Source organism: Rhodococcus jostii NBRC 16295 (genome assembly GCF_001894825.1).
Classification (GTDB): Bacteria; Actinomycetota; Actinomycetes; order Mycobacteriales; family Mycobacteriaceae; genus Rhodococcus_F; species Rhodococcus_F jostii.
In genome coordinates this window covers 19,974-39,409 of the sequence record NZ_BCWY01000025.1, presented here as the reverse complement: position 1 = coordinate 39,409, position 19,436 = coordinate 19,974, and the positions used below count along the sequence as shown (strand labels likewise).

Here is a 19,436-nt window from a genome sequence, read left to right as displayed (position 1 = left end):
GGTGCTCCTACTGGTTGTAGACGGATTCTTCTTCTTGGACGTACATGGTGACGCCGCCGGTGGCGAAGTTGCGGACGTCCTTGCCGGCCTGCTTCATCTCCTCGGACTGCAGCCCGGACTTCATGCTGTCGGCGTCGGGGAAGACGAGGCTGGCGATCGCGTAGTACGGCGGCTGGCCGCCGTCGAGAGCGCTGCACTTGCCCCAGGTGAAGTCGGACAGTCCGGGGATCTTGCGGGCCAGCGGCATGTGGGTGTCGCGGTAGTAGGCGTCGAACGCCTCGGTGTCATCGGGTTGGCCGTAGCAGACGGCGACCTTGAAACTCATGCGTTTTCTCCTTTGGCGACGAGGGTGAGAACGTCGTAGGTGGCGACGGGATCGCCGTCCTGGTTGACCACGACTGCGTCCCAGCGCACTTCACCGTAGTCCGCGCTGCTGCGCGGGGTGATGAGCTTGGCGGTGAGGGTGACGGTGAGAGTGTCGTCGGCCTTGACGGGGGTGAGGAAGCGCAGGTTGTCGACGCCGAAGTTGGCGAGCACCGGGCCGGGATCGGGGTCGACGAACAGACCGGCGGCGAGGGAGACCACCAGGTACCCGTGGGCGACGATGCCGCCGAACAGCGGGTTGGCGGCGGCCGCCTCGGGGTCGGTGTGCGCGTAGAACGTGTCGCCGGTGAATTCGGCGAAGTGGTCGATGTCGGCGAGGGTGACCTGACGGGGACCGCCGACGATGGTGTCGCCGATCCGCAACTGCGCGAGGTTCTTCCGGAACGGGTGCACGCCGTCGTCGTGGCGCTGCGAGCCGGTGACCCAGCGGTTCCCGACCGCGGTCAGGATGTCGGGGGTGGCCTGGACCGCGGTGCGCTGCATGTGGTGCAGGATGCCGCGGATGCCGCCGAGTTCCTCACCGCCACCTGCACGTCCGGGGCCGCCGTGCACGAGGACGGGCAACGGCGAACCGTGACCGGTGGACTCCTTCGCGTCGTCGCGGTTGAGGACGAGGACGCGGCCGTGGAACGGGGCGAGGCCCAGCACGATGTCGCGGGCGAGTGCGGAATCGCGGGTGACGAGGGAGGCGACGAGGCTGCCCTTGCCGCGGGCGGCGAGTGCGATCACCTCGTCGGTCCCGTCGTAGCCGATGACGGTGCTGACGGGACCGAACGCCTCGATGTCGTGGGGTTCGGTGGCGTCCTTGTCGTCGGACCGCAGCAGGATCGGCGGCAGGAACGCGCCCGTCGCCTTGTCGGCACCCACCACGTCGAAGTTGTCGGGGTCGCCGAAAACGATCTGCGCCGACTTGGTGAGTCCGCGAAGCGATTTCAGGACCTCGTCGCGCTGTTCGAGGCTGGCGAGCGCACCCATCGTGACACCGTCGGCGTCGGGGTCGCCGACGACGACGCGCGACAGCCGGGCCTCGGCGGCGGCGATGACGTCGTCCATCAGGGCGGTCGGCACGAAGGCGCGGCGGATGGCGGTGCACTTCTGGCCGGCCTTCACCGTCATCTCGGTGACGAGCTGTTTGACGTAGAGGTCGAATTCGTCGCTGCCGGGTTCGACGTCGGAGCCGAGGATGGACGCGTTGAGCGAATCGGCCTCGGCGTTGAAGTGCACGCCCTCACCGACGACGTTCGGGTGCGCGCGCAGGGTGGCGGCGGTGTCGGCGGATCCGGTGAACGCCACGGAGTCCTGCCCGCCGAGGTGGTCGAGCAGCCCGCGGGCGCTCCCCGACAGCAGCTGGACCGAACCCTCCGGCAGCAGCCCGGTTTCGATGATGCGACGGAACACCAGTTCGGTGAGGTACGCCGACTGGCTCGCGGGCTTCACGATCGACGGGACGCCGGCGATGAATGCGGGTGCGAGCTTCTCGAGGAAACCCCACACGGGGAAGTTGAAGGCGTTGATCTGGACGGCGACGCCGCGACGGGAGGTGTAGACGTGCTGGCCGAGGAACGTGCCCTTCTTGCCCAGCTGTTCGACCGCGCCGTCGAGGTAGACGGTGTCGTTGGGGAGCTCGCGCCGGGCCTTGCTCGCGTAGCTGAGGAGGGTGCCGAAGCCGCCGTCGATGTCGACACCGGAATCGCGCGTGGTGGCGCCGGTCGAGGTGGAGAGGGCGTAGAACTCGTCCTTTCCGGCCATGAGCGTCAGTGCGAGCGCCTTGAGGGCGGCGGCGCGCTCGTGGAAGGTCAGCTTCGCCAGCGCCGGTCCGCCGACTTCGCGGGCGTAGGTCACCATCTCGCCGAGGTCGAGTCCGGTCGCGGAGATGCGCGCCACCTCGGAGCCGTCGACGGCGCTCAGCAGCGGCGTTCCTTCGTCGGGCGCGGTGTACCAGCGTCCGGCAGCGTAGCTTTCCAGTAACTTGCTCACGACAACTCCATTTCACCGTACGTTCGGTCGGTTAACAGAATCGCTGTAGTAGCCGCTGGTTGTCAAGGTCGGATTGCAACAACCCGGCCACCACCTCCCCTTGCGTACCGACCGAAGATTCGGTTATTAATAGACGGCACCCCCGTGAAGGAGAAGACTGTGGCCGAAGTGTTTCTGGTGGACGGAGCCCGTACCCCGCAGGGTCGGTACGGCGGAGCGCTCGCAGGAGTGCGCCCCGACGACCTTGCCGGTCTCGTCGTGGCCGAGGCCGCCCGCCGGGCCGGAATCCCGGGCGAGGCCGTCGACGAGGTGATCCTCGGTGCCGCCAACCAGGCCGGTGAGGACAACCGCGACGTCGCGCGGATGGCCGTGCTGCTCGCGGGTCTGCCCGACAGCGTGCCCGGCTACACGGTGAACCGGCTGTGCGCGAGCGGGCTGACCGCCGTAGCGTCGGCCGCGCACACCATCCGCAGCGGCGAGGCCGACATCGTGATCGCCGGCGGCGTCGAGTCGATGACCCGCGCACCCTGGGTGATGGCCAAGCCGGGCACCCCGTGGGCGCGTCCCGGCGAGGTCGCCGACACCTCGCTCGGCTGGCGCTTCACGAACCCGCGGTTCGCCGCCGCCGACCGCGATGTTCCGGCCGGCGCCGGACCGGACGTGCGCAAGGTGACGCTGTCGATGGGCGAGACGGCCGAGGAGGTCGCCGCGCTCGAGGGCATCACCCGCGCCGAGAGCGACGCCTTCGCGCTGCGCAGCCAGGAACGCGCGATCGCGGCGGTCGACGCGGGCCGGTTCGAGCGGGAGATCGTTCCCGTGCCGCTGCGCGACGGTGAACTCACCGCCGACGAGACGCCGCGACGGGGCACCACTCTGGAGAAGCTGGGCACGCTGAAGCCGGTGTTCCGCAAGGACGGCATCGTGACCGCCGGCTCGTCCTCGTCCCTCTCGGACGGCGCCGCGGCCCTGGTCGTCGCCGGCGAGGCGGCGGTGGAGAAGTACGGACTGACCGTCCGCGGCCGCATCGTCACCAGCGCGAGCGCGGGCATCGCCCCCAACGTCATGGGCCTGGGCCCCGTCCCGGCCACAAGGAAGGCGCTCGCCCGCGCCAACTGGTCCGTGTCCGACCTCGGCGCCGCCGAACTGAACGAGGCCTTCGCGGCGCAGTCGCTGGGAGTGATCCGGCAGCTGAAGCTGGACGAGAGCATCGTCAACGCCGACGGCGGCGCCATCGCACTCGGCCATCCGCTGGGTTGCTCGGGTGCGCGGATTCTGCTGACGCTGCTCGGCCGGATGGAACGCGAAGGCACCCGCCGCGGGCTGGCCACGCTGTGCGTGGGTGTCGGCCAGGGTGTCGCGATGCTGATCGAGGCGCCGTGAACACACTGAAGGTCGAGGACCGCGACGACCGCGTGGTGGTCACGCTGCACCGCCCCGCGCAGCGCAACGCCATCAACGCGGAGATGATCTCCGAACTGCACGAGGTGTGCGCGACTCTGGAGGCGACGCCCAAGCCGATGCTGCTGACCGGCGAGGGCGACCACTTCGCCGGCGGCGCCGACATCGCGGAACTACGCGAACGCGGCCGCGACGAGGCGTTCGCCGGCATCAACCGCAACCTGTTCGACCGCATCGCGAAGCTGCCGCTGCCCACCGTCGCCGCGGTGAGCGGGTACGCGCTCGGCGGCGGCGCCGAACTGTCCTACGCCTGCGACATCCGCATCGCCACCGAGACCGCGGTCTTCGGGAACCCGGAGCCGGGGCTGGGCATCATGGCCGCGGCCGGCGCCAGCTACCGGCTGCCCGAACTGGTCGGCAAGTCCGTCGCCAAGCAGGTCCTCCTCGGCGGCCGGAACCTCGACGCGCAGGACGCGCTGCGCAGCGGACTCGTCATGAGCGTCGTCGCCCCCGGTGAGCACATCGACGCAGCGCACAAGGTCATCGACCGCATCAGCCGGTCGGCGCCGCTGGCGCTCAAGCTGACGAAGATGATCGTCGACGCCCCGGGTTCGCACCCGTTCGCCGACGACATCGCCCAGGCGGTGCTGTTCGAGAGCCGCGACAAACACGACCGCATGACTGCGTTTCTGGAGAAGAAAAAATGACGAGCACAGCACCGAAGAACGTCGGCGTGGTCGGCGGCGGCCGGATGGGCGCGGGTATCGCGCAGGTCTTCGCCACCCTCGGATCCACCGTCACCATCGCCGAGAGTGGCGACCGGCAGGCGGCCCTGCAGCGGGTGTCCGACGGACTGGACCGCGCGCACGAACGTGGCAAGCTCGGCGACGTCGATCCCGCGACGATCCTCGGACGGGTGTCCACGGTTGCCGCCCCCGACGCGCTTCCGCCGGCCCTGGATCTGGTGGTCGAGGCGGTGCCGGAGTTGGTGGACCTCAAGCTCGGCGTGCTGTCTGTCGTCGAGAAGACGGTCGACCCGTCCACGGTGATCGCCAGCAACACCAGTTCGATCTCCATCGCCGAACTCGGCAATGTCCTCACCGACCCGGCCCGGCTGATCGGCATGCACTTCTTCAACCCGGTTCCGGCGTCGACGCTCGTCGAGATCGTCCGCGCCCCCGCCACCGACGCGGCTGTCGTCGACCGGGTGCGCGAGTGGGTGTCTCTGCTCGGCAAGACCGAGGTGCTGGTCAACGACTCCCCGGGTTTCGCGACCAGCCGGCTCGGCGTGTGCCTCGGGCTCGAAGCCATCCGGATGCTGGAGGAAGGCGTCGCCGACGCCGAGTCCATCGACCGGGCCATGGAACTCGGCTACCGGCACCCGATGGGTCCGCTGCGGTCCACCGACCTCGTCGGCCTCGACGTCCGGTTGGCCATCGCCGAACACCTCGCGAAGACGCTCGGCGACCGGTTCGCGCCGCCCGCGCTGCTGCGGGAGAAGGTCGCGCGCGGCGAACTGGGCCGTAAGAGCGGCCAAGGGTTCTTCACCTGGTCCTGAGCGGCCACACACCACAACCAGCAGGAGGCACATTCTCATGAGTACTGACGACGTGGTCGGACTTTCCGTGGACGCGGGACTGGCCACCATCACCCTGCGCCGTGCGGGCGCGTCCAACGCACTCGACCGCGCGGTGAAGGAACAGCTGCTGGCAGCGGTGGAGAAGGTGGCCGCCGACGACGACGTGCGGGCCCTGCTGCTGCGGGCGGAGGGGAAGAACTTCTGCGTCGGCCAGGATCTCGCCGAGCATGTGGCCGGTCTCGAGGCCGACGCCGCGCACGCGATGGACACCGTCGCCGAGCACTACAACCCGCTGCTGCGGGCGCTGGCCGGAATCCGCGTGCCGGTGGTCGTCGCAGTGGGCGGGGCCTGTGTCGGCGCCGGGCTGGGCATCGCGCTGGCCGGCGACATCCGGATCGCGGGCGAGGGCGCCAAGTTCGCGACCGCGTTCACCGGCATCGCCCTGGCCGGCGACTCGGGGCTGAGTCACACGCTGGTCGAGGCGCTGGGCCCGAGCCGCGCGACGGGACTGATGATGCTCGGCGACCGGTTCACGGCCGCGCAGGCGCTGGACTGGGGGCTGGTGCACCGGGTGGTGCCCGACGCCGAACTCGGGGATGCGGCCGTCGCTCTCGCGCGCACGCTCGCGGACGGTCCCACGGCGGCGTATGCCCAGGTCAAGAAGTTGGTGTCGGCGGCGTCCACGGGGCTGTCCGACGCGCTGGAGCGGGAGCGGGTGGCGGCGGAGCAGCTCGGGCAGTCGCGGGACCACCGGGCCGCCGTCGACGCGTTCCTGGCCAAGCGCACGCCCACCTTCGAAGGGCGCTGATCCGCCCTCCGCACTTGTGCCGCGTGCCACAACCATGCATACTTGGACCAACCGATCATTCGGTAATAGAGGTAGGACATATGACCACGTCACACGCTTCGGATGACCTCCAAACGCTATTCGATGACACCATCGCGGCCGAACAGAGGGTCGAGCCCCGGGACTGGATGCCCGACGGCTACCGCAAGACGCTGATCCGGCAGATCGCGCAGCACGCGCACTCGGAGATCATCGGCATGCAGCCGGAAGGAAACTGGCTCACCCGTGCGCCGTCGCTGCGCCGCAAGGCGATCCTCATGGCGAAGGTGCAGGACGAGGCCGGACACGGCCTGTACCTGTACTCGGCCGCCGAGACGCTCGGAGCCGACCGGGCCGACCTCACCGAGAAGCTGATCGAAGGCCGGCAGAAGTACTCCTCGATCTTCAACTACCCGACCCTCACCTACGCCGACGTGGGGGTCATCGGCTGGCTGGTCGACGGCGCCGCGATCTGCAACCAGGTGCCGCTGTGCCGCAGCTCCTTCGGACCGTACGCGCGGGCGATGATCCGGGTGTGCAAGGAGGAGTCCTTCCACCAGCGTCAGGGGTTCGAGCTGCTGATGACGATGATGCGCGGCACCGACGCCCAGCGCGAGATGGTGCAGGAATCGGTGAACCGCTGGTGGTGGCCGGCGCTGATGATGTTCGGACCGCCGGACGATCAGTCGCCCAACTCCGAGCAGTCCATGAAGTGGGGCATCAAGCGGCACACCAACGACGAACTCCGTCAGCGGTTCGTCGACATGTCCATCCCGCAGGCCGAGGTGCTGGGCGTGACCTTCCCGGATCCGGACCTGAAGTGGAACGCCGAGCGCGGCGCTCACGATTTCGGTGAGCCCGACTGGAGCGAGTTCATGCAGGTGATCAAGGGCAACGGCGCGTCGAGCGTCGAGCGCGTCGCCAACCGGCGCGCGGCACACGAGAACGGGGCGTGGGTGCGGGAGGCCGCGACGGCCTTCGCCCGCCGCGAGAGCAACAAGGAGAACGCACGATGAGCACGGACGACACCGCGGTGCGCGCGGACTGGCCCCTGTACGAGGTGTTCCTGCGGGGCAAGCGGGGACTCAACCACGTCCACGTCGGATCCCTGCACGCCGCCGACGACGAGATGGCCGTCCGGCACGCCCGCGACGTCTACACCCGCCGCAACGAGGGCGTGAGCATCTGGGTGGTGCGGTCGAGTGCGATCGTGGCCTCGAGCCCGTCGGAGAAGGATCCCTTCTTCGCGCCCAGCGGCGACAAGGTGTACCGGCACCCGACGTTCTACGAGATCCCCGACAACGTTCCCCACATGTGATCCGGCCCTGACCTTTTCGCAGGCCGACGAGAATTCCGAGGATGTACCGATGACCGACCACGACAATGCCTACGAAGGCCTCGTCGACGAAGACAGCCACGGCCAGTGGGCGTTCGGCACCAGCTTCGACGACCCGCTGGCCGGCGTCGACACCACGGTTCCGGGTGATGTCGACCTCGTCGCCCTGGCCGCCTACTGCCTGATGCTCGGCGACGACGCGCTGATCAGCTCGCAGCGTCTCGCCGAGTGGAGCACGCGCGCACCGGAACTCGAGGAGGAGGTCGCGCTCGCGAACGTCGGACTCGACCTGATCGGGCAGGCACGACTGCTGCTCGCCCGCGCCGCGGCCGCCGACGCGTCCGTGGTGCCCCACGTCTCGGACACCAGCCCGATTCCCGCCGAGGACGCGCTCGCGTTCTTCCGCGACGAGAATCAGTTCCGCAACACCCGGCTGGCCGAACTCGGCAACGGCGACTTCGCGCAGACGATCACCCGGCTGCTGGTGTTCTCCACCTGGCGGCTCGCGCTGTTCGACCGTCTCCGCACCTCCCGTGACCCCGTGCTCGCGGCCGTCGCGGTGAAGGGTGTCAAGGAACTCACCTACCACCGCGACTACGCCGCACGCTGGGCGGTGACCCTCGGCTGCGGAACGGAGGAGTCGAAGGCACGCATGGTCGACGCCCTCACCCGCGTGTGGCCGTACGTCGAGGAGCTGTTCGTCCCGACCACCGAGGAACTCGCACTCGCCGCCGTCGGTGTCGGCGTCGACCCGCGGGACGTGCGCGAGGAGTTCGACACCGTGCTCGATCAGGTGCTGCACGCCGCCGAGCTGACCGCCCCGACCGGCCGGACCGTCGGCACCGTCGGTGGCCGTGCCGGACGCCAGGGGCTGCACACCGAGGCCCTCGGACTGCTGCTCGCCGAGATGCAGAGCGTCGCGCGGGCTCATCCGGAAGGAGTGTGGTGACATGACCACCGCAGTGCGCAGCGACGCCCGCCGCCTCGCCGAGGCCGTCCTGGACCCCGAGATGCCGATGCTCACCCTCGCCGATCTGGGTGTGCTGCGGGACGTCGAGGAATTCGCCGACGGATCGGTGGTCGTGACGATCACCCCTACCTACTCCGGTTGCCCCGCGATGGCCACCATGCGGGACGACATCGAGCACACACTCGCCGACGCCGGCTACACGGCTGTCGAGGTCAAGACCGTCCTGTCGCCGCCGTGGAGCACCGACTGGATCAGCGAGAACGGCCGGCGCAAGCTCCGCGAGAGCGGCTACTCGACGCCGGGTCCCGCGCCGCTGCGCACGTCCGGTCCCGTCCCGTTGACGCTGACCGTCAAGCCGCGGCCCGTCACGTGCCCGGTGTGCCACTCGGCGAACACCCGTCTCGACTCGGAATTCGGGGCGACACTCTGCAAGGCGCTGTACCGGTGCCTCGACTGCCTCGAACCCTTCGATCACGTGAAGGAAATCTGATCATGACCACAGCGGTCTCCCCGAAACCCGGTGCGGCATCACGCAACAGGGCGTTCCACACCCTCACCGTCGCCGACGTCGAATCCCTGTGTGACGACGCCGTCGCGGTCACCTTCGACGTTCCCGCCGGGCTCGCCGACGAGTTCGCCTTCGGCCCCGGACAGTCGCTCACCCTGCGGCGCACCGTCGACGGCGTCGAACACCGCCGCTCCTACTCCATCTGCGCCCCGGCCGGTTCCGCGCCGCGCGTCGGTGTGCGCGAGGTGTCGGACGGACTGTTCTCCACCTGGCTGGTGAATCAGGTGCGCCCCGGCGACCGGATCGACGTGCAGGGCCCGAGCGGAACGTTCGTCGCCGACCCAGCTGCGGGCGGACGCCACGTGCTGATCGCCGCCGGGTCGGGCATCACGCCGATGCTCTCGATCGCCGCATCGGTCCTCGCCAACCCCGAGGCCGAAGTCGTTCTGCTGTACGGCAACCGGCGCACCCGGTCGGTGATGTTCGCCGAGGAGATCGCCGACCTCAAGGACATGTACGGGTCGCGTTTCGATGTCGTCCACGTCCTGTCCCGGGAGCCACGCGAGGTCGAGTTGTTCACCGGCCGCCTCGACGCCGACCGGCTGCGGGCCATCTTCGCGGCCATCGTTCCGATCGCCGACATCGACCACTTCTGGCTGTGCGGACCGTTCGGCATGGTCACCGACGCCGAGACCGTCCTCGGCGAACTGCAGATCGACAAGAAGCGCGTGCATCACGAGCTGTTCTTCGTCGACGACGTCCCCCCGCCCATGGAAACCCACCGCGAACCCGGCATCACCGGGCCGAGCAGCGAGGTGACCCTGGTCCTCGACGGCCGCTCGACCACCGCGACGCTGCCACGGGACGAGTCGATCCTCGACGCCGCGGAGAAGTACCGCTCCGATCTTCCGTTCGCCTGCAAGGGCGGTGTCTGCGGCACCTGCCGCGCCAAGATCACCTGCGGTGACGTGGACATGCGCCGCAACTACGCGCTCGAGGACTACGAGGTCGACTCCGGCTTCGTGCTGACGTGCCAGACCTTCCCGGTCAGCGACACCGTGACCGTCGATTTCGACGCCTGACCATACCCAGCCCGCCCACCCCGGAGACTAGAATGACCAGTATCGCCACCCCCTCGCAGGATATCGAGTTCGCCACGCGCGACCGGATCTCATCGCTGCAACTCGAACGCCTGCAGTGGTCACTTCTCCACGCGTACACCAACGTTCCGCATTACCGGAAGGCGTTCGACGACGCCGGCGTGCACCCGAGTGACCTGAAGGACCTGTCCGATCTGGCGAAGTTCCCGTTCACCGCGAAGGCGGACCTGCGGGCAAACTACCCGTTCGGGATGTTCGCGGTGCCGCAGGAGAAGGTCTCGCGCATCCACGCCTCGTCCGGGACCACCGGGCGCCCGACGGTCGTCGGGTACACCACCGGCGACCTGAACAACTGGGCCGACCTGGTCGCCCGGAGCCTGCGGGCCGGTGGTGTGAAGCCGTCGGACAAGGTGCACGTCGCGTACGGGTACGGCCTGTTCACCGGTGGTCTCGGCGCGCACTACGGTGCGGAACGGCTGGGCTGCACGGTGATCCCGATGTCCGGTGGCATGACCGACCGTCAGATCCAGCTGATCGAGGACTTCGAGCCCGACGCGATCATGGTGACCCCGTCGTACATGCTGACGATCGTCGACGCGATGATCAAGAAGGGCATCGATCCGGCGAAGACGTCGCTGCGCACCGGTGTGTTCGGCGCGGAGCCGTGGACCGAGGAGATGCGCACCGAACTCGAGAAGCAGCTGAACATGGACGCCGTGGACATCTACGGACTGTCCGAGGTGATGGGCCCCGGTGTGGCGATGGAATGCGTCGAGACCAAGGACGGCCTGCACATCTGGGAAGACCACTTCTACCCGGAGATCATCGACCCGGTCACCGGTGAGGTGCTGCCCGATGGTGAGGAGGGCGAACTGGTCTTCACCTCGCTGACCAAGGAGGCCATGCCGATCATCCGGTACCGCACCCACGACCTCACCCGGTTGCTGCCGGGAACGGCGCGGTCGGTGCGGCGGATGCAGAAGGTCACCGGGCGCACCGACGACATGATCATTCTGCGCGGGGTGAATCTGTTCCCCACCCAGATCGAGGAACTGATCCTCACCGTGACCGGGCTGGCCCCGCAGTTCCAGTGCATCCTCGACCGCCCCGGTAGGATGGACGAACTGACCGTACGAGTCGAGGCCCGTCCCGATGCGTCCGCCACCGATCATCCGCGTTCCGCCACCGAACTCCAGAAGCTGGTCAAGAACCGCATCGGAGTGAGCGTGAAGGTGGATGTGGTGGCCCCCGGCGCACTGGAGCGTTCGATCGGCAAGGCACGGCGACTGATCGACAACCGCTCCGCTCTGTGAGGTGATCGAAGGTGCGTCTCGGTGGTGAACACGCGCGTCACGACGACGGGCAGTTCGAGCACTGGCGGCAGGCCGTCTCCACGGCATTCGTCCCGCTCGCCGTGGTGTCCACGGCCGAGGACGGAGCGGCGAGGTTCACCGGGACCCTGCGCACCACCGCGCTCGGCGGGTTGCAACTCAGCGAGGTCGGGGGACGGGCGGTGGACGTGCGGCGGACGCGGATGTCCATCAAAAGGTCCGACCCCGGGCTCGTGAAGGTGGGCCTGCAACTGTCGGGCCGCGGCGTCATCGTCCAGGACGATCGAGAGGCCGTCCTCGGGCCCGGCGACTTCGCCGTCTACGACACCAGCAAACCGTACGATCTGCACTTCGCGGAAGACTTCAGCATGTTCGTGCTGATGTTTCCCCGCGAACTGCTGCGCATCGCCTCACGGGAACTGGGTACCGTGTCGGCGCGCCGCATCCCCGGCAGCACCGGCATGGGCGCGCTGGTCTCGCCGTTCCTGAAGAACCTCCACCACTCCGTCGTGACCGGCACGATGCCGACGACCTCCCTCGTCGAGGACGCGGTGGTCGACCTGCTCAGCGCGGCCGTGCAATCGGAGGCGCCTGCCGACGCCGCGGCGCCGGGCGCGACGCTGCTGCTCCGCGTGAAGTCGTTCATCGACGCGCACCTGCACGATCCGGCCCTCGACACCACCACCGTGGCGTCCCACCACCACGTGTCGACGCGGCACCTGCAGAAGGTGTTCGAGGCAGACGGGCACACCGTCGCCGGCTGGATTCGGCACCGCAGGCTCGAACTGTGCCGCCGAGACCTGCGGGACGACCGATTCCGCAGCGACAGCATCGGAACCATCTGTGCCCGTCACGGTCTCGTCAACTCGTCGCATTTCTCGCGGTTGTTCAAGGACACCTACGGGGTGTCGCCGCGCGCCTTCCGCGAACAGGAACCGGAGTCGATCACGGCCTGACCGCGACCCGGAAATTCGGTCGCGCCGCGTCCCGGTCCCCGTCAGACTGGAGCGGGCATCGCGACCTGAGGAGTGGGACCGCTGGAACTGTACGAGTACGCCAGGCTCGACGCCGTCGGCCTGCGTGAGCTGATCCGGGCGGGCGAGGTGACGGCGACGGAGGTCGAATCCGTTGCGCGCGCGGCGATCGAGAAGGTCGACGCCGACCTCGACGCATTGACCCTGCCGATGTTCGACCCGGCACTCGATCACTCACCCGACGGTCCGCTGTCGGGGGTGCCGTTCGTGATCAAGGACAGTGGCCCGTTCGCGAAGGGGGTGCCGTTCACACTCGGTAGCCGCAGCATCCGCGGCGCCGTCGCCGGTGTGGATCACGACCTGATGTCCCGGTTCCGGTCGGCCGGCCTGGTGGCCCTGGGGCAGACGACAGCGCCGGAATTCGGGCTGAACTTCGCGACGGAACCGGTGCGGTACGGGCCGACGCGCAATCCGTGGGCGCTGGGTCGCGGCGTCGGCGGGTCGAGCGGTGGCTCCGCGGCGCTGGTGGCCGCGGGCGCGGTTCCGCTGGCGCACGGCAACGACGGCGCCGGGTCCCTGCGGGTGCCCGCGTCGTGCTGCGGACTCGTCGGTCTGAAGCCGAGCCGCGGCCGAATCCCGTGCGGCCCACTGGTCGGGGAGGCCGGGTTCGGGCACATCTACGAATTCGCGCTGACGAGGACCGTCCGCGACACGGCGCATCTGCTCGATGCCGTAGCCGCACCGCCGATCGGCGAAAAGTACGCGGCGCCACCGCCTGCGGGCAGGTACGCCGATGCGATGCGTGCCGATCCGGGGCGTCTGCGGGTGGCTCTGACGACCGAACCGTGGGGCGGCAGTGCGGTCGATCCGCAGGTGTCGGCGGCCGCGGTCGCTGCGGGCGCGATTCTCGAATGGATCGGCCACACCGTGACCGAAGACCGCCCGCACTTCGACGCGGACGACGTCGTCGAGGCGTCGATGCTCACCGCGGTGTCCACCGGTGCGGCGATCCTTCGGGCCCCGCGCAGGCCGGATCCCGCTCTGCTCGAAGCGGTGTCGCGAACGGTGCTCCAGGAGACCCAGGCGTTCACCGCACTCGACGTCGCGGCGGCGCTCGACGCTCAGCACCGGGTGACCCGATCCATCGGGATGTTCTTCACCCGCTTCGATCTGCTGGTCACCCCGACCGTCGCGTGGCTTCCGGTGCCGCACGGCACCCTCGACTACGACGACCCCCAGCACAGCGTTCGCTCGTGGCTACGCCGCATCTTCGAATTCGGGCCGTTCACCGCACCGTTCAATGTGTCCGGTCACCCCGCGATCAGCCTGCCGCTCGCGTCGAGCCGCGAGGGCCTGCCCATCGGAATCCAACTGGTCGCGGCCACCGGCAGAGAGGATCTGCTACTGCAGGTGGCCGAGCAGTTGGAGCAGGCTGCGCCGTGGAAGGATCGCCAACCGTCGATCTTCGTCGACTGACGACCTCTTGTCGTTGTCAGAGTGAGGCTTCCAGCCACACCGCGATCTCGAAGAGACGCTGCTCGGCGCCGGGCCGTCCGATCAGCTGCAATCCGAGAGGAAGACCCGCGCTGTCGTGTCTGCCGGGGATCGTGACGACCGGCAGTCCCATGGCCTGCCACGGTCGACTCAGCACGGGCGTGCCCGTCGCGTCGTGGCCGTGCGGCGCGGCGCCGAGCGCGGCGGGTCCGAGGACTACCTCGTCCTCGTCCAGCGCCGACAGCAGCCGCTGCCGGGTCTCGCGTATTCCGGCAAGGGCAGCACGGTAATCCGGTTCGGCGGTCTCGGCGCCCGCGCGGAACAGTTCCGCGAGGGGTGCGCTGATCTTGTCCGGCCGGGCCGCCTCGGCCACGCGCTCCCTGGCCGCCTCGTACGCCATCACCGTGTGGTGGTGTTCCGTCAGCGCGACGATCCTCGGGGCGGCGTCGACCTCCCAGCATCGGACGCCTGCCGCCTCGGCGGTGGCGACGGTCTTCCTGAGCGCTGCGGTCATCTCGCTGGATACCTCGCCGAGTTCGAACCCGCTCCACAGGCGAAGCCGGCGCGGAGCGGAAGGCTCGAGAACGGGCGCGCACGTGCCGTCGCGCAGAGCCGTCCACGCGAAGTGGAGATCGGATACGGTGCGTGCCAGCAGGCCCAGCGAGTCGAGACTGGGACTCAACCCGGTGATGCCGTCGGTCGGAAAATCGCCGTGGGCCGTGACGAAACCCGCGACTCCGCAGAACGATGCCGGCCTCGTCAGCGACCCCGCGGTCTGCGTGCCGAACGCCAACGGCACCATTCCCGCGGCCACCGCGGCCGCCGAGCCGCTCGACGACCCGCCGGGCGTGTGGTCCAGGGCGCGGGGGTTCCGGGTCGGGCCGGGCCTGAAATACCCGAACTCGGTGGTCACGGTCTTGCCGAGGGGGAGTGCGCCGTGGGCGCGCACACGTGCCACGCAGTCGGCGTCGGCGGCCGCCGGTTCTGCATCCGTCAGCTCACTACCGCAGCGCGTCGGCAGACCGGCGACGTCGATCAGATCCTTGACGCCGACGGGAACGCCCCAGAGGGCACCGCGCGGGCTGCCGTCCTGGATCCGGGCGGCCGCAGACCGCACCGCGTCGGCATCGAGGTGAGCCCATGCGTGGATTTCCGGATCGAGATCCGCGATCCGTGCGAGTGCCGCTTCCGCCACGTCGATCGGCGTCGTTCTGCCCGTCGCCAGTTGCTCGACCAGGTCCAGCAGTGGGCTGTGTGCCCGCACATCCGTCTTCATCGCACCGCCGCAATCTTCTCGTCGTTGGTGGGCTCGGTCTGCCCGGTGAGCGCTCGGGTGCGCATCACGGAGAAGAGTCGGTCCGCGCGGTCCTTGGTCTCTCCGGAGGGCGCGGTCATCAGCGCGACGAGGATGGACACCGCCAGCGAGAGGGGCGCCACGGCGAGCGCCGGGTTGGAGAATCCGAGAACGGAGTCCGGTCCCTGCACCACCGGGCTGAGCAGGATGACGGTCACCGACAGGACGAGTCCGACGACGATGCCGGAGATGACCGCCCGTGCCGTCATGCGCTTCCAGTACATGGTGAGCAGCAATGCGGGCAGGTTCGCGCAGGCTGCGATGGACATGCCCAGTGACGCGAGGAACGCGACGTTCTGCTTCTGCGCCGCGAAGGCGATGGCGACGCCGATGACACAGGTCGCGACGGTCGCGACCCGGGCCGCGCGGTGCTGAGCCTTCGCCGACACCGATCCGTTCCGGATCACCTGCCCGTACAGATCGTGTGCGATCGCACCGGACGTGGCGATCACCAGGCCGGACAGTGCGGCCAGAATGGTGACGAACGCGACCGCGGCCACGAACGCCAGCAGGACGCCGCCGCCGACCGTCTCGGCGAGCTGCGCGACCGCGAGGTTGCCGCCCCGGTTCTCGGATTTGATCACCTCGACACCGACCAGCTTGGCGGCGCCGTAGCCGAGCACGGGAACCAGAAGGTAGAACGCGAAGAAGATCCAGATGGCCGTGTAGGCGGACGTTCTCGCCTGTTTGGCGTCCGGAACGGTGAGGAATCGGATCATGACGTGCGGCAGGCCGAGCACGCCGAGGACGAGCCCGACGGTCTGCGACAGCTGGTCGAACGACGCTGCGCCCGACGTGCGCTGCGGCGCGACGAACGACTGCCCGAACTCCGCGAGGGCCGTGCTGAACGGGCCGAACGGGTTGAAATCGAACCGCACCAGCACGAGAACGAACAGCACCACGGCGCAGACCATGAGGAGACCGGTCTTGATGATCTGGATCCAGCTGGTGGCGAGCATCCCGCCCACCAGTGTGTACGCGGTGGTGAGTGTTCCGATGACCAACACGGCCACCACGTAGTCGAGGTCGAACAGCAACGACACCAGAAGCGCGGCACCGACCAACTGGGACACGAGATAGACCACGCTGATCACGACGGTGCTGACGGCCATCATCGACCGCACGTCCTTGCCGGGGAACCGGGTGGCGAGGACATCCGCCAGTGTGAAGCGGCCGAGGTTGCGCAGGGGTTCCGCGATCAGCAGCATCGCGAGGACGAACGCGACGGGCACGAAGACCGCGAGAGAGAAACCGTTGAAACCGGTCAGGGCGATCGCGCCGGTGACTCCGAGAAACGAGGCGGCAGAGATGAAGTCGCCGGCGATAGCGACACCGTTCTGCCTGCCGGTGAGGCTGCCGCCCGCGACGTAGTGATCGGCGGCGGACTTGTTTCGCCGCGATGCCCACGCGGTGATCATGAGGGTGACCGCGACGAGTGCTGCGAAGAGCGACGCAGAGACGAGGTTCATGGTGCGTTATCCCTTCGCCCGAGCGGTGATTCGCGAGTCGAGTTCGGCAGCCCGCGTCATGTAGTACCGGGCCACGTTGATGGCGACCACGAACTGCGCGACCGCGTAGAGCCACGCCACGGTCACCCCGCTGAAGACGACGCCGTCGAGAACCGAGGTGAACCCACCGAGGATCGGCAGGGGCAGGAACAGAGCGAGTACCAGGGCGCTGAGCCGAAACGTCAGGGCGGCACGGGTATCGGCGAGCACGTGCAGGTCGGAATCCGACGCGATGCGGTCGGGTGGCGACGAGGTGGCCATGTCTACTTACCTCCGGAATGGGCTGGAACGAGGGCGGGCGTCACGGTGATCGGATCGGACCATTCGTCGTAGAACAACCAGTCGGGCGACTCGACCGGGACCGACAGGCGATGGAACTTACGCTGGAAGTAGACGAGGCTGTCGCCCTGCTCACGAGTCTGGACGCGGTCCAGTTCGACGAACATCACGGAATGCGACCCGACAGTCTTGCTGTCCGCGATCCGGCCGGCGAGAACGACATGGGCGGCGCGCAGGATCGGCACACCGTCGGCGGTGTCTTCTTCCCAGATGTCCCACTGGAAGCGGTCCGCCATCGCGACTTTCGTCGCCCCCGCGAAGTGCATGGCGAGTTCTTCGTCGTCGCCGGAGAGCACGTTGATACCGACTCGGCCGTTGGTCTGGAACACGTTGTGCATGGCGCTGTTCTGATTAACGCACACGAGCGCGGTGGGCGGGGAGTCGGTGACCGAGCAGACGGCGGTCACCGTCATTCCGCAGCGCCCGGCAGGGCCGTCGGTGGTCACGATGTTGACCGCGGCCGGCAGGTTCGCCATCGCGGAACGGAAGGTCGATTGCATGGTAGTGAGTTCGGGCATTTCAGCCTCCATGAGTCGGAACAGGAAGTCGTGTATTCGCAGTGCATCCGCCTTCCCTCGAGAAGAATATGACGCACGTCATGTGCTGGAACAGTGGCGGCGACGCTACTTTCTCGCAGTAAGTCGCCTATCCGAGTAGGGGATTTCTTCAGTTGGCTATCGCTTCCGACACCGTCGGTGTTCACTGGACGGTGAAGCAGGCAGTCGTCTCGAGGCAGGATTCAATGGAGCAGCAGGAAACGCGCGTGTACATCGTCGACGACGATCAGGAGTTGTGCGCATCGCTTGCGTGGCTTCTCGATTCGGTCGACATCAAGGCGGAGTCCTACTTCTCGGTGCAGTCGTTCCTCGAGGGGTACCGGCGCGACCTTCCGGCCTGCCTGGTTCTGGACGTCCGGATGCCGGAGGTCGGGGGCTTCCAGCTCCAGGAGGTGCTGCTGGCGCACGAATCGCCGATACCGATCATCTTCGTGTCGGCGCACGGTGACATCAAGATGTCGGTGCGGGCGCTCCAACGGGGCGCGCTGACGTTCATCGAGAAGCCCTACGATCCGCAGCACATGCTCGACGTCATCCAGGACGCGCTCCGGGTGGCGCGTCAACGGTTCGGTGAGCGGCGTACGAGAGCCGAATTGCAGGCCCGGATCGACGCGCTCACGGCGCGGGAACGAGAAATTCTCGCGCTCGTGCTCGAAGGATTGCCGAGCAAGAACATTGCCAAGGAGTTGGGTATCAGCGTGAAGACGGTCGACGTGCATCGCACCCGGATCAAGGAGAAGACCGGAGCAGAGAGCATTGCGGTTCTCGTGCGCGACATCCTGCAGGCCGGAATTGCCGTTCCGTGATGACTTCTCGCCGTCATCGACGGTGAGAAGTCATCACGGAAGTTCGACGACGAGTCGCCCCGATCGAGCGCGCGACACACACGCCGCGATTCTGTCGCCCGCCTTCCTTTCGCTCTTGGTCAGGCAGTTGTCCCGATGGTCGGGCTCGCCCCCCAGCACATCCAGGATGCAGGTCCCGCAGATGCCCTCCCGGCACGACGTGTCGATCTCGATGTCGTTCTCCTCGAGCACCTCGGCGATGGACTTTCCGGCCGGAACCTCGAATACCTCGCCGGTGTCGAGTTCCAGCTCGAAGGCCGTGTCCTCCCCGGTCGAGACCGGGGCGGCCGCCTCGAAATGCTCGAAGTGAACCGAGTCCTCGCCGACCGCCGGTTCCGCCAACTCGCGGACCCGGGTCATGAAACCCTCGGGGCCGCAGGTGTAGACGTGCGTGGCAGCTGACGCGTCCGCGAGGATCTTCTCGAGCGCCGAGAGTTGGTCGTCCCTGGTCAGGCCGAAATGCAGGTGCACGTCCCGGTGGAATTCCGACGCCTCCAGCAACTCGACGAAGGCCGCCTGCCCTCTCGCCCGGGCGAAGTAGTGCAGGTCGAACGGTTGTCCCTGCCGATGCAACGCGAACGCCAGGCTCAGCATCGGGGTGAGGCCGATGCCCGCGGCGACGAGGATGTGACGATCGGCCTCCTCGGCCACGGCGAGCAGAGTGCGCGGCCGGCTGATCTGCAACTCGCTGCCGAGCGTCACCCGATCGTGCAGTGCGGCCGAGCCGCCGCGCGGTCCGTTCTCCCGCTTGATCGCAACGACGTAGGAGTCGGACTCGTGCGGCGGGCTGCACAGCGAGTACTGGGTGAGGACCTCCGTGGGCCCGAGAATGTCGATGTGGGCGCCGGCAGGGTACGGGTCGAACGGGGAGCCGTCCGTCCGAACGAGCCGGAAGGACTTGATGTCCGGCGTTTCCTCGACTATCTCCGCCACTGTGACCGTGAACAAACTCATGA

20 protein-coding genes are annotated in these 19,436 nt (G+C 68.2%); 13 read left to right on the top strand and 7 right to left on the bottom strand.

Translation table 11 applies throughout. The features are described from left to right. Window positions 1–7: 7 nt before the first annotated feature. A complete protein-coding gene (locus RJ1_RS17760; RefSeq protein ID WP_073362070.1) occupies window positions 8–325 on the bottom strand; it encodes an EthD family reductase in 318 nt (105 codons plus the stop codon). After that, window positions 322–2,361, bottom strand: coding sequence for a phenylacetic acid degradation bifunctional protein PaaZ (gene paaZ, locus RJ1_RS17755; protein WP_073362069.1), 2,040 nt, complete (start codon window positions 2,359–2,361; stop codon window positions 322–324). Before paaZ ends, RJ1_RS17760 begins: the two co-directional genes overlap by 4 nt. A gap of 159 nt (window positions 2,362–2,520) precedes the next feature. Between paaZ and RJ1_RS17750 the strand changes: the two genes are divergently transcribed. The 12 genes from RJ1_RS17750 (at window position 2,521) to RJ1_RS17695 (ending at window position 13,859) form a co-directional block, all read left to right on the top strand. Further along, window positions 2,521–3,741: a thiolase family protein gene (locus RJ1_RS17750; protein ID WP_073362188.1), complete on the top strand. Its 1,221-nt coding sequence runs from the start codon at window positions 2,521–2,523 to the stop codon at window positions 3,739–3,741. After that, window positions 3,738–4,466, top strand: coding sequence for an enoyl-CoA hydratase/isomerase family protein (locus RJ1_RS17745; protein ID WP_073362067.1), 729 nt, complete (start codon window positions 3,738–3,740; stop codon window positions 4,464–4,466). The genes RJ1_RS17750 and RJ1_RS17745 overlap by 4 nt, the downstream gene beginning before the upstream one ends. Beyond that, on the top strand, window positions 4,463–5,317 hold the full coding sequence (locus RJ1_RS17740) for a 3-hydroxyacyl-CoA dehydrogenase family protein (RefSeq protein ID WP_073362065.1): 855 nt from the start codon (window positions 4,463–4,465) through the stop codon (window positions 5,315–5,317). Before RJ1_RS17745 ends, RJ1_RS17740 begins: the two co-directional genes overlap by 4 nt. A gap of 37 nt (window positions 5,318–5,354) precedes the next feature. After that, window positions 5,355–6,146, top strand: a complete 792-nt coding sequence (locus RJ1_RS17735) for an enoyl-CoA hydratase-related protein (RefSeq protein WP_073362064.1) — start codon at window positions 5,355–5,357, stop codon at window positions 6,144–6,146. Window positions 6,147–6,226: 80 nt separating this feature from the next. Beyond that, window positions 6,227–7,180 (top strand): 1,2-phenylacetyl-CoA epoxidase subunit PaaA, encoded by a 954-nt coding sequence (gene paaA, locus RJ1_RS17730; RefSeq protein WP_073362062.1) that lies wholly within the window; start codon window positions 6,227–6,229, stop codon window positions 7,178–7,180. Continuing rightward, window positions 7,177–7,482 (top strand): 1,2-phenylacetyl-CoA epoxidase subunit PaaB, encoded by a 306-nt coding sequence (paaB, locus tag RJ1_RS17725; RefSeq protein WP_073362060.1) that lies wholly within the window; start codon window positions 7,177–7,179, stop codon window positions 7,480–7,482. The genes paaA and paaB overlap by 4 nt, the downstream gene beginning before the upstream one ends. 49 nt (window positions 7,483–7,531) lie before the next feature. Continuing rightward, the gene (gene paaC, locus RJ1_RS17720) at window positions 7,532–8,449 is read left to right on the top strand and encodes a 1,2-phenylacetyl-CoA epoxidase subunit PaaC (protein ID WP_073362058.1); all 918 of its coding nucleotides are present in this window, start codon (window positions 7,532–7,534) and stop codon (window positions 8,447–8,449) included. Window position 8,450: 1 nt separating this feature from the next. After that, a complete protein-coding gene (gene paaD, locus RJ1_RS17715) occupies window positions 8,451–8,960 on the top strand; it encodes a 1,2-phenylacetyl-CoA epoxidase subunit PaaD (RefSeq protein WP_073362056.1) in 510 nt (169 codons plus the stop codon). A 2-nt stretch (window positions 8,961–8,962) separates the two neighbouring features. Then, window positions 8,963–10,060, top strand: a complete 1,098-nt coding sequence (paaE, locus tag RJ1_RS17710) for a 1,2-phenylacetyl-CoA epoxidase subunit PaaE (RefSeq protein ID WP_073362054.1) — start codon at window positions 8,963–8,965, stop codon at window positions 10,058–10,060. A gap of 32 nt (window positions 10,061–10,092) precedes the next feature. Continuing rightward, window positions 10,093–11,391: a phenylacetate--CoA ligase PaaK gene (gene paaK, locus RJ1_RS17705; protein WP_073362052.1), complete on the top strand. Its 1,299-nt coding sequence runs from the start codon at window positions 10,093–10,095 to the stop codon at window positions 11,389–11,391. Window positions 11,392–11,402: 11 nt separating this feature from the next. Further along, window positions 11,403–12,365: an AraC-like ligand-binding domain-containing protein gene (locus tag RJ1_RS17700; RefSeq protein WP_073362050.1), complete on the top strand. Its 963-nt coding sequence runs from the start codon at window positions 11,403–11,405 to the stop codon at window positions 12,363–12,365. Between the two features lie 72 nt (window positions 12,366–12,437). Next, window positions 12,438–13,859 (top strand): amidase, encoded by a 1,422-nt coding sequence (locus RJ1_RS17695; RefSeq protein ID WP_083400629.1) that lies wholly within the window; start codon window positions 12,438–12,440, stop codon window positions 13,857–13,859. Window positions 13,860–13,875: 16 nt separating this feature from the next. Here RJ1_RS17695 and RJ1_RS17690 read toward each other — a convergent pair whose 3' ends face one another. The 4 genes from RJ1_RS17690 to hpaC are packed head-to-tail and all read right to left on the bottom strand — an operon-like array spanning window position 13,876 to window position 17,596. After that, window positions 13,876–15,153: an amidase gene (locus RJ1_RS17690; RefSeq protein WP_073362048.1), complete on the bottom strand. Its 1,278-nt coding sequence runs from the start codon at window positions 15,151–15,153 to the stop codon at window positions 13,876–13,878. Continuing rightward, window positions 15,150–16,700: a solute symporter family protein gene (locus RJ1_RS17685; protein WP_073362046.1), complete on the bottom strand. Its 1,551-nt coding sequence runs from the start codon at window positions 16,698–16,700 to the stop codon at window positions 15,150–15,152. The genes RJ1_RS17690 and RJ1_RS17685 overlap by 4 nt, the downstream gene beginning before the upstream one ends. Window positions 16,701–16,706: 6 nt before the next feature. Continuing rightward, window positions 16,707–17,000, bottom strand: coding sequence for a DUF485 domain-containing protein (locus tag RJ1_RS17680; protein WP_073362044.1), 294 nt, complete (start codon window positions 16,998–17,000; stop codon window positions 16,707–16,709). A 2-nt stretch (window positions 17,001–17,002) separates the two neighbouring features. Next, window positions 17,003–17,596, bottom strand: a complete 594-nt coding sequence (gene hpaC, locus RJ1_RS17675; RefSeq protein WP_073362042.1) for a 4-hydroxyphenylacetate 3-monooxygenase, reductase component — start codon at window positions 17,594–17,596, stop codon at window positions 17,003–17,005. Window positions 17,597–17,820: 224 nt separating this feature from the next. Here hpaC and RJ1_RS17670 point away from each other — a divergent pair, with 224 nt between their 5' ends. Beyond that, window positions 17,821–18,441 carry a response regulator transcription factor gene (locus RJ1_RS17670; RefSeq protein WP_073362040.1) on the top strand — a complete coding sequence of 207 codons (621 nt, stop codon included), beginning with the start codon at window positions 17,821–17,823 and terminating at the stop codon, window positions 18,439–18,441. A gap of 33 nt (window positions 18,442–18,474) precedes the next feature. Here RJ1_RS17670 and RJ1_RS17665 read toward each other — a convergent pair whose 3' ends face one another. Further along, the gene (locus RJ1_RS17665; RefSeq protein WP_073362038.1) at window positions 18,475–19,434 is read right to left on the bottom strand and encodes a PDR/VanB family oxidoreductase; all 960 of its coding nucleotides are present in this window, start codon (window positions 19,432–19,434) and stop codon (window positions 18,475–18,477) included. Between the last annotated feature and the right edge of the window lie 2 nt (window positions 19,435–19,436).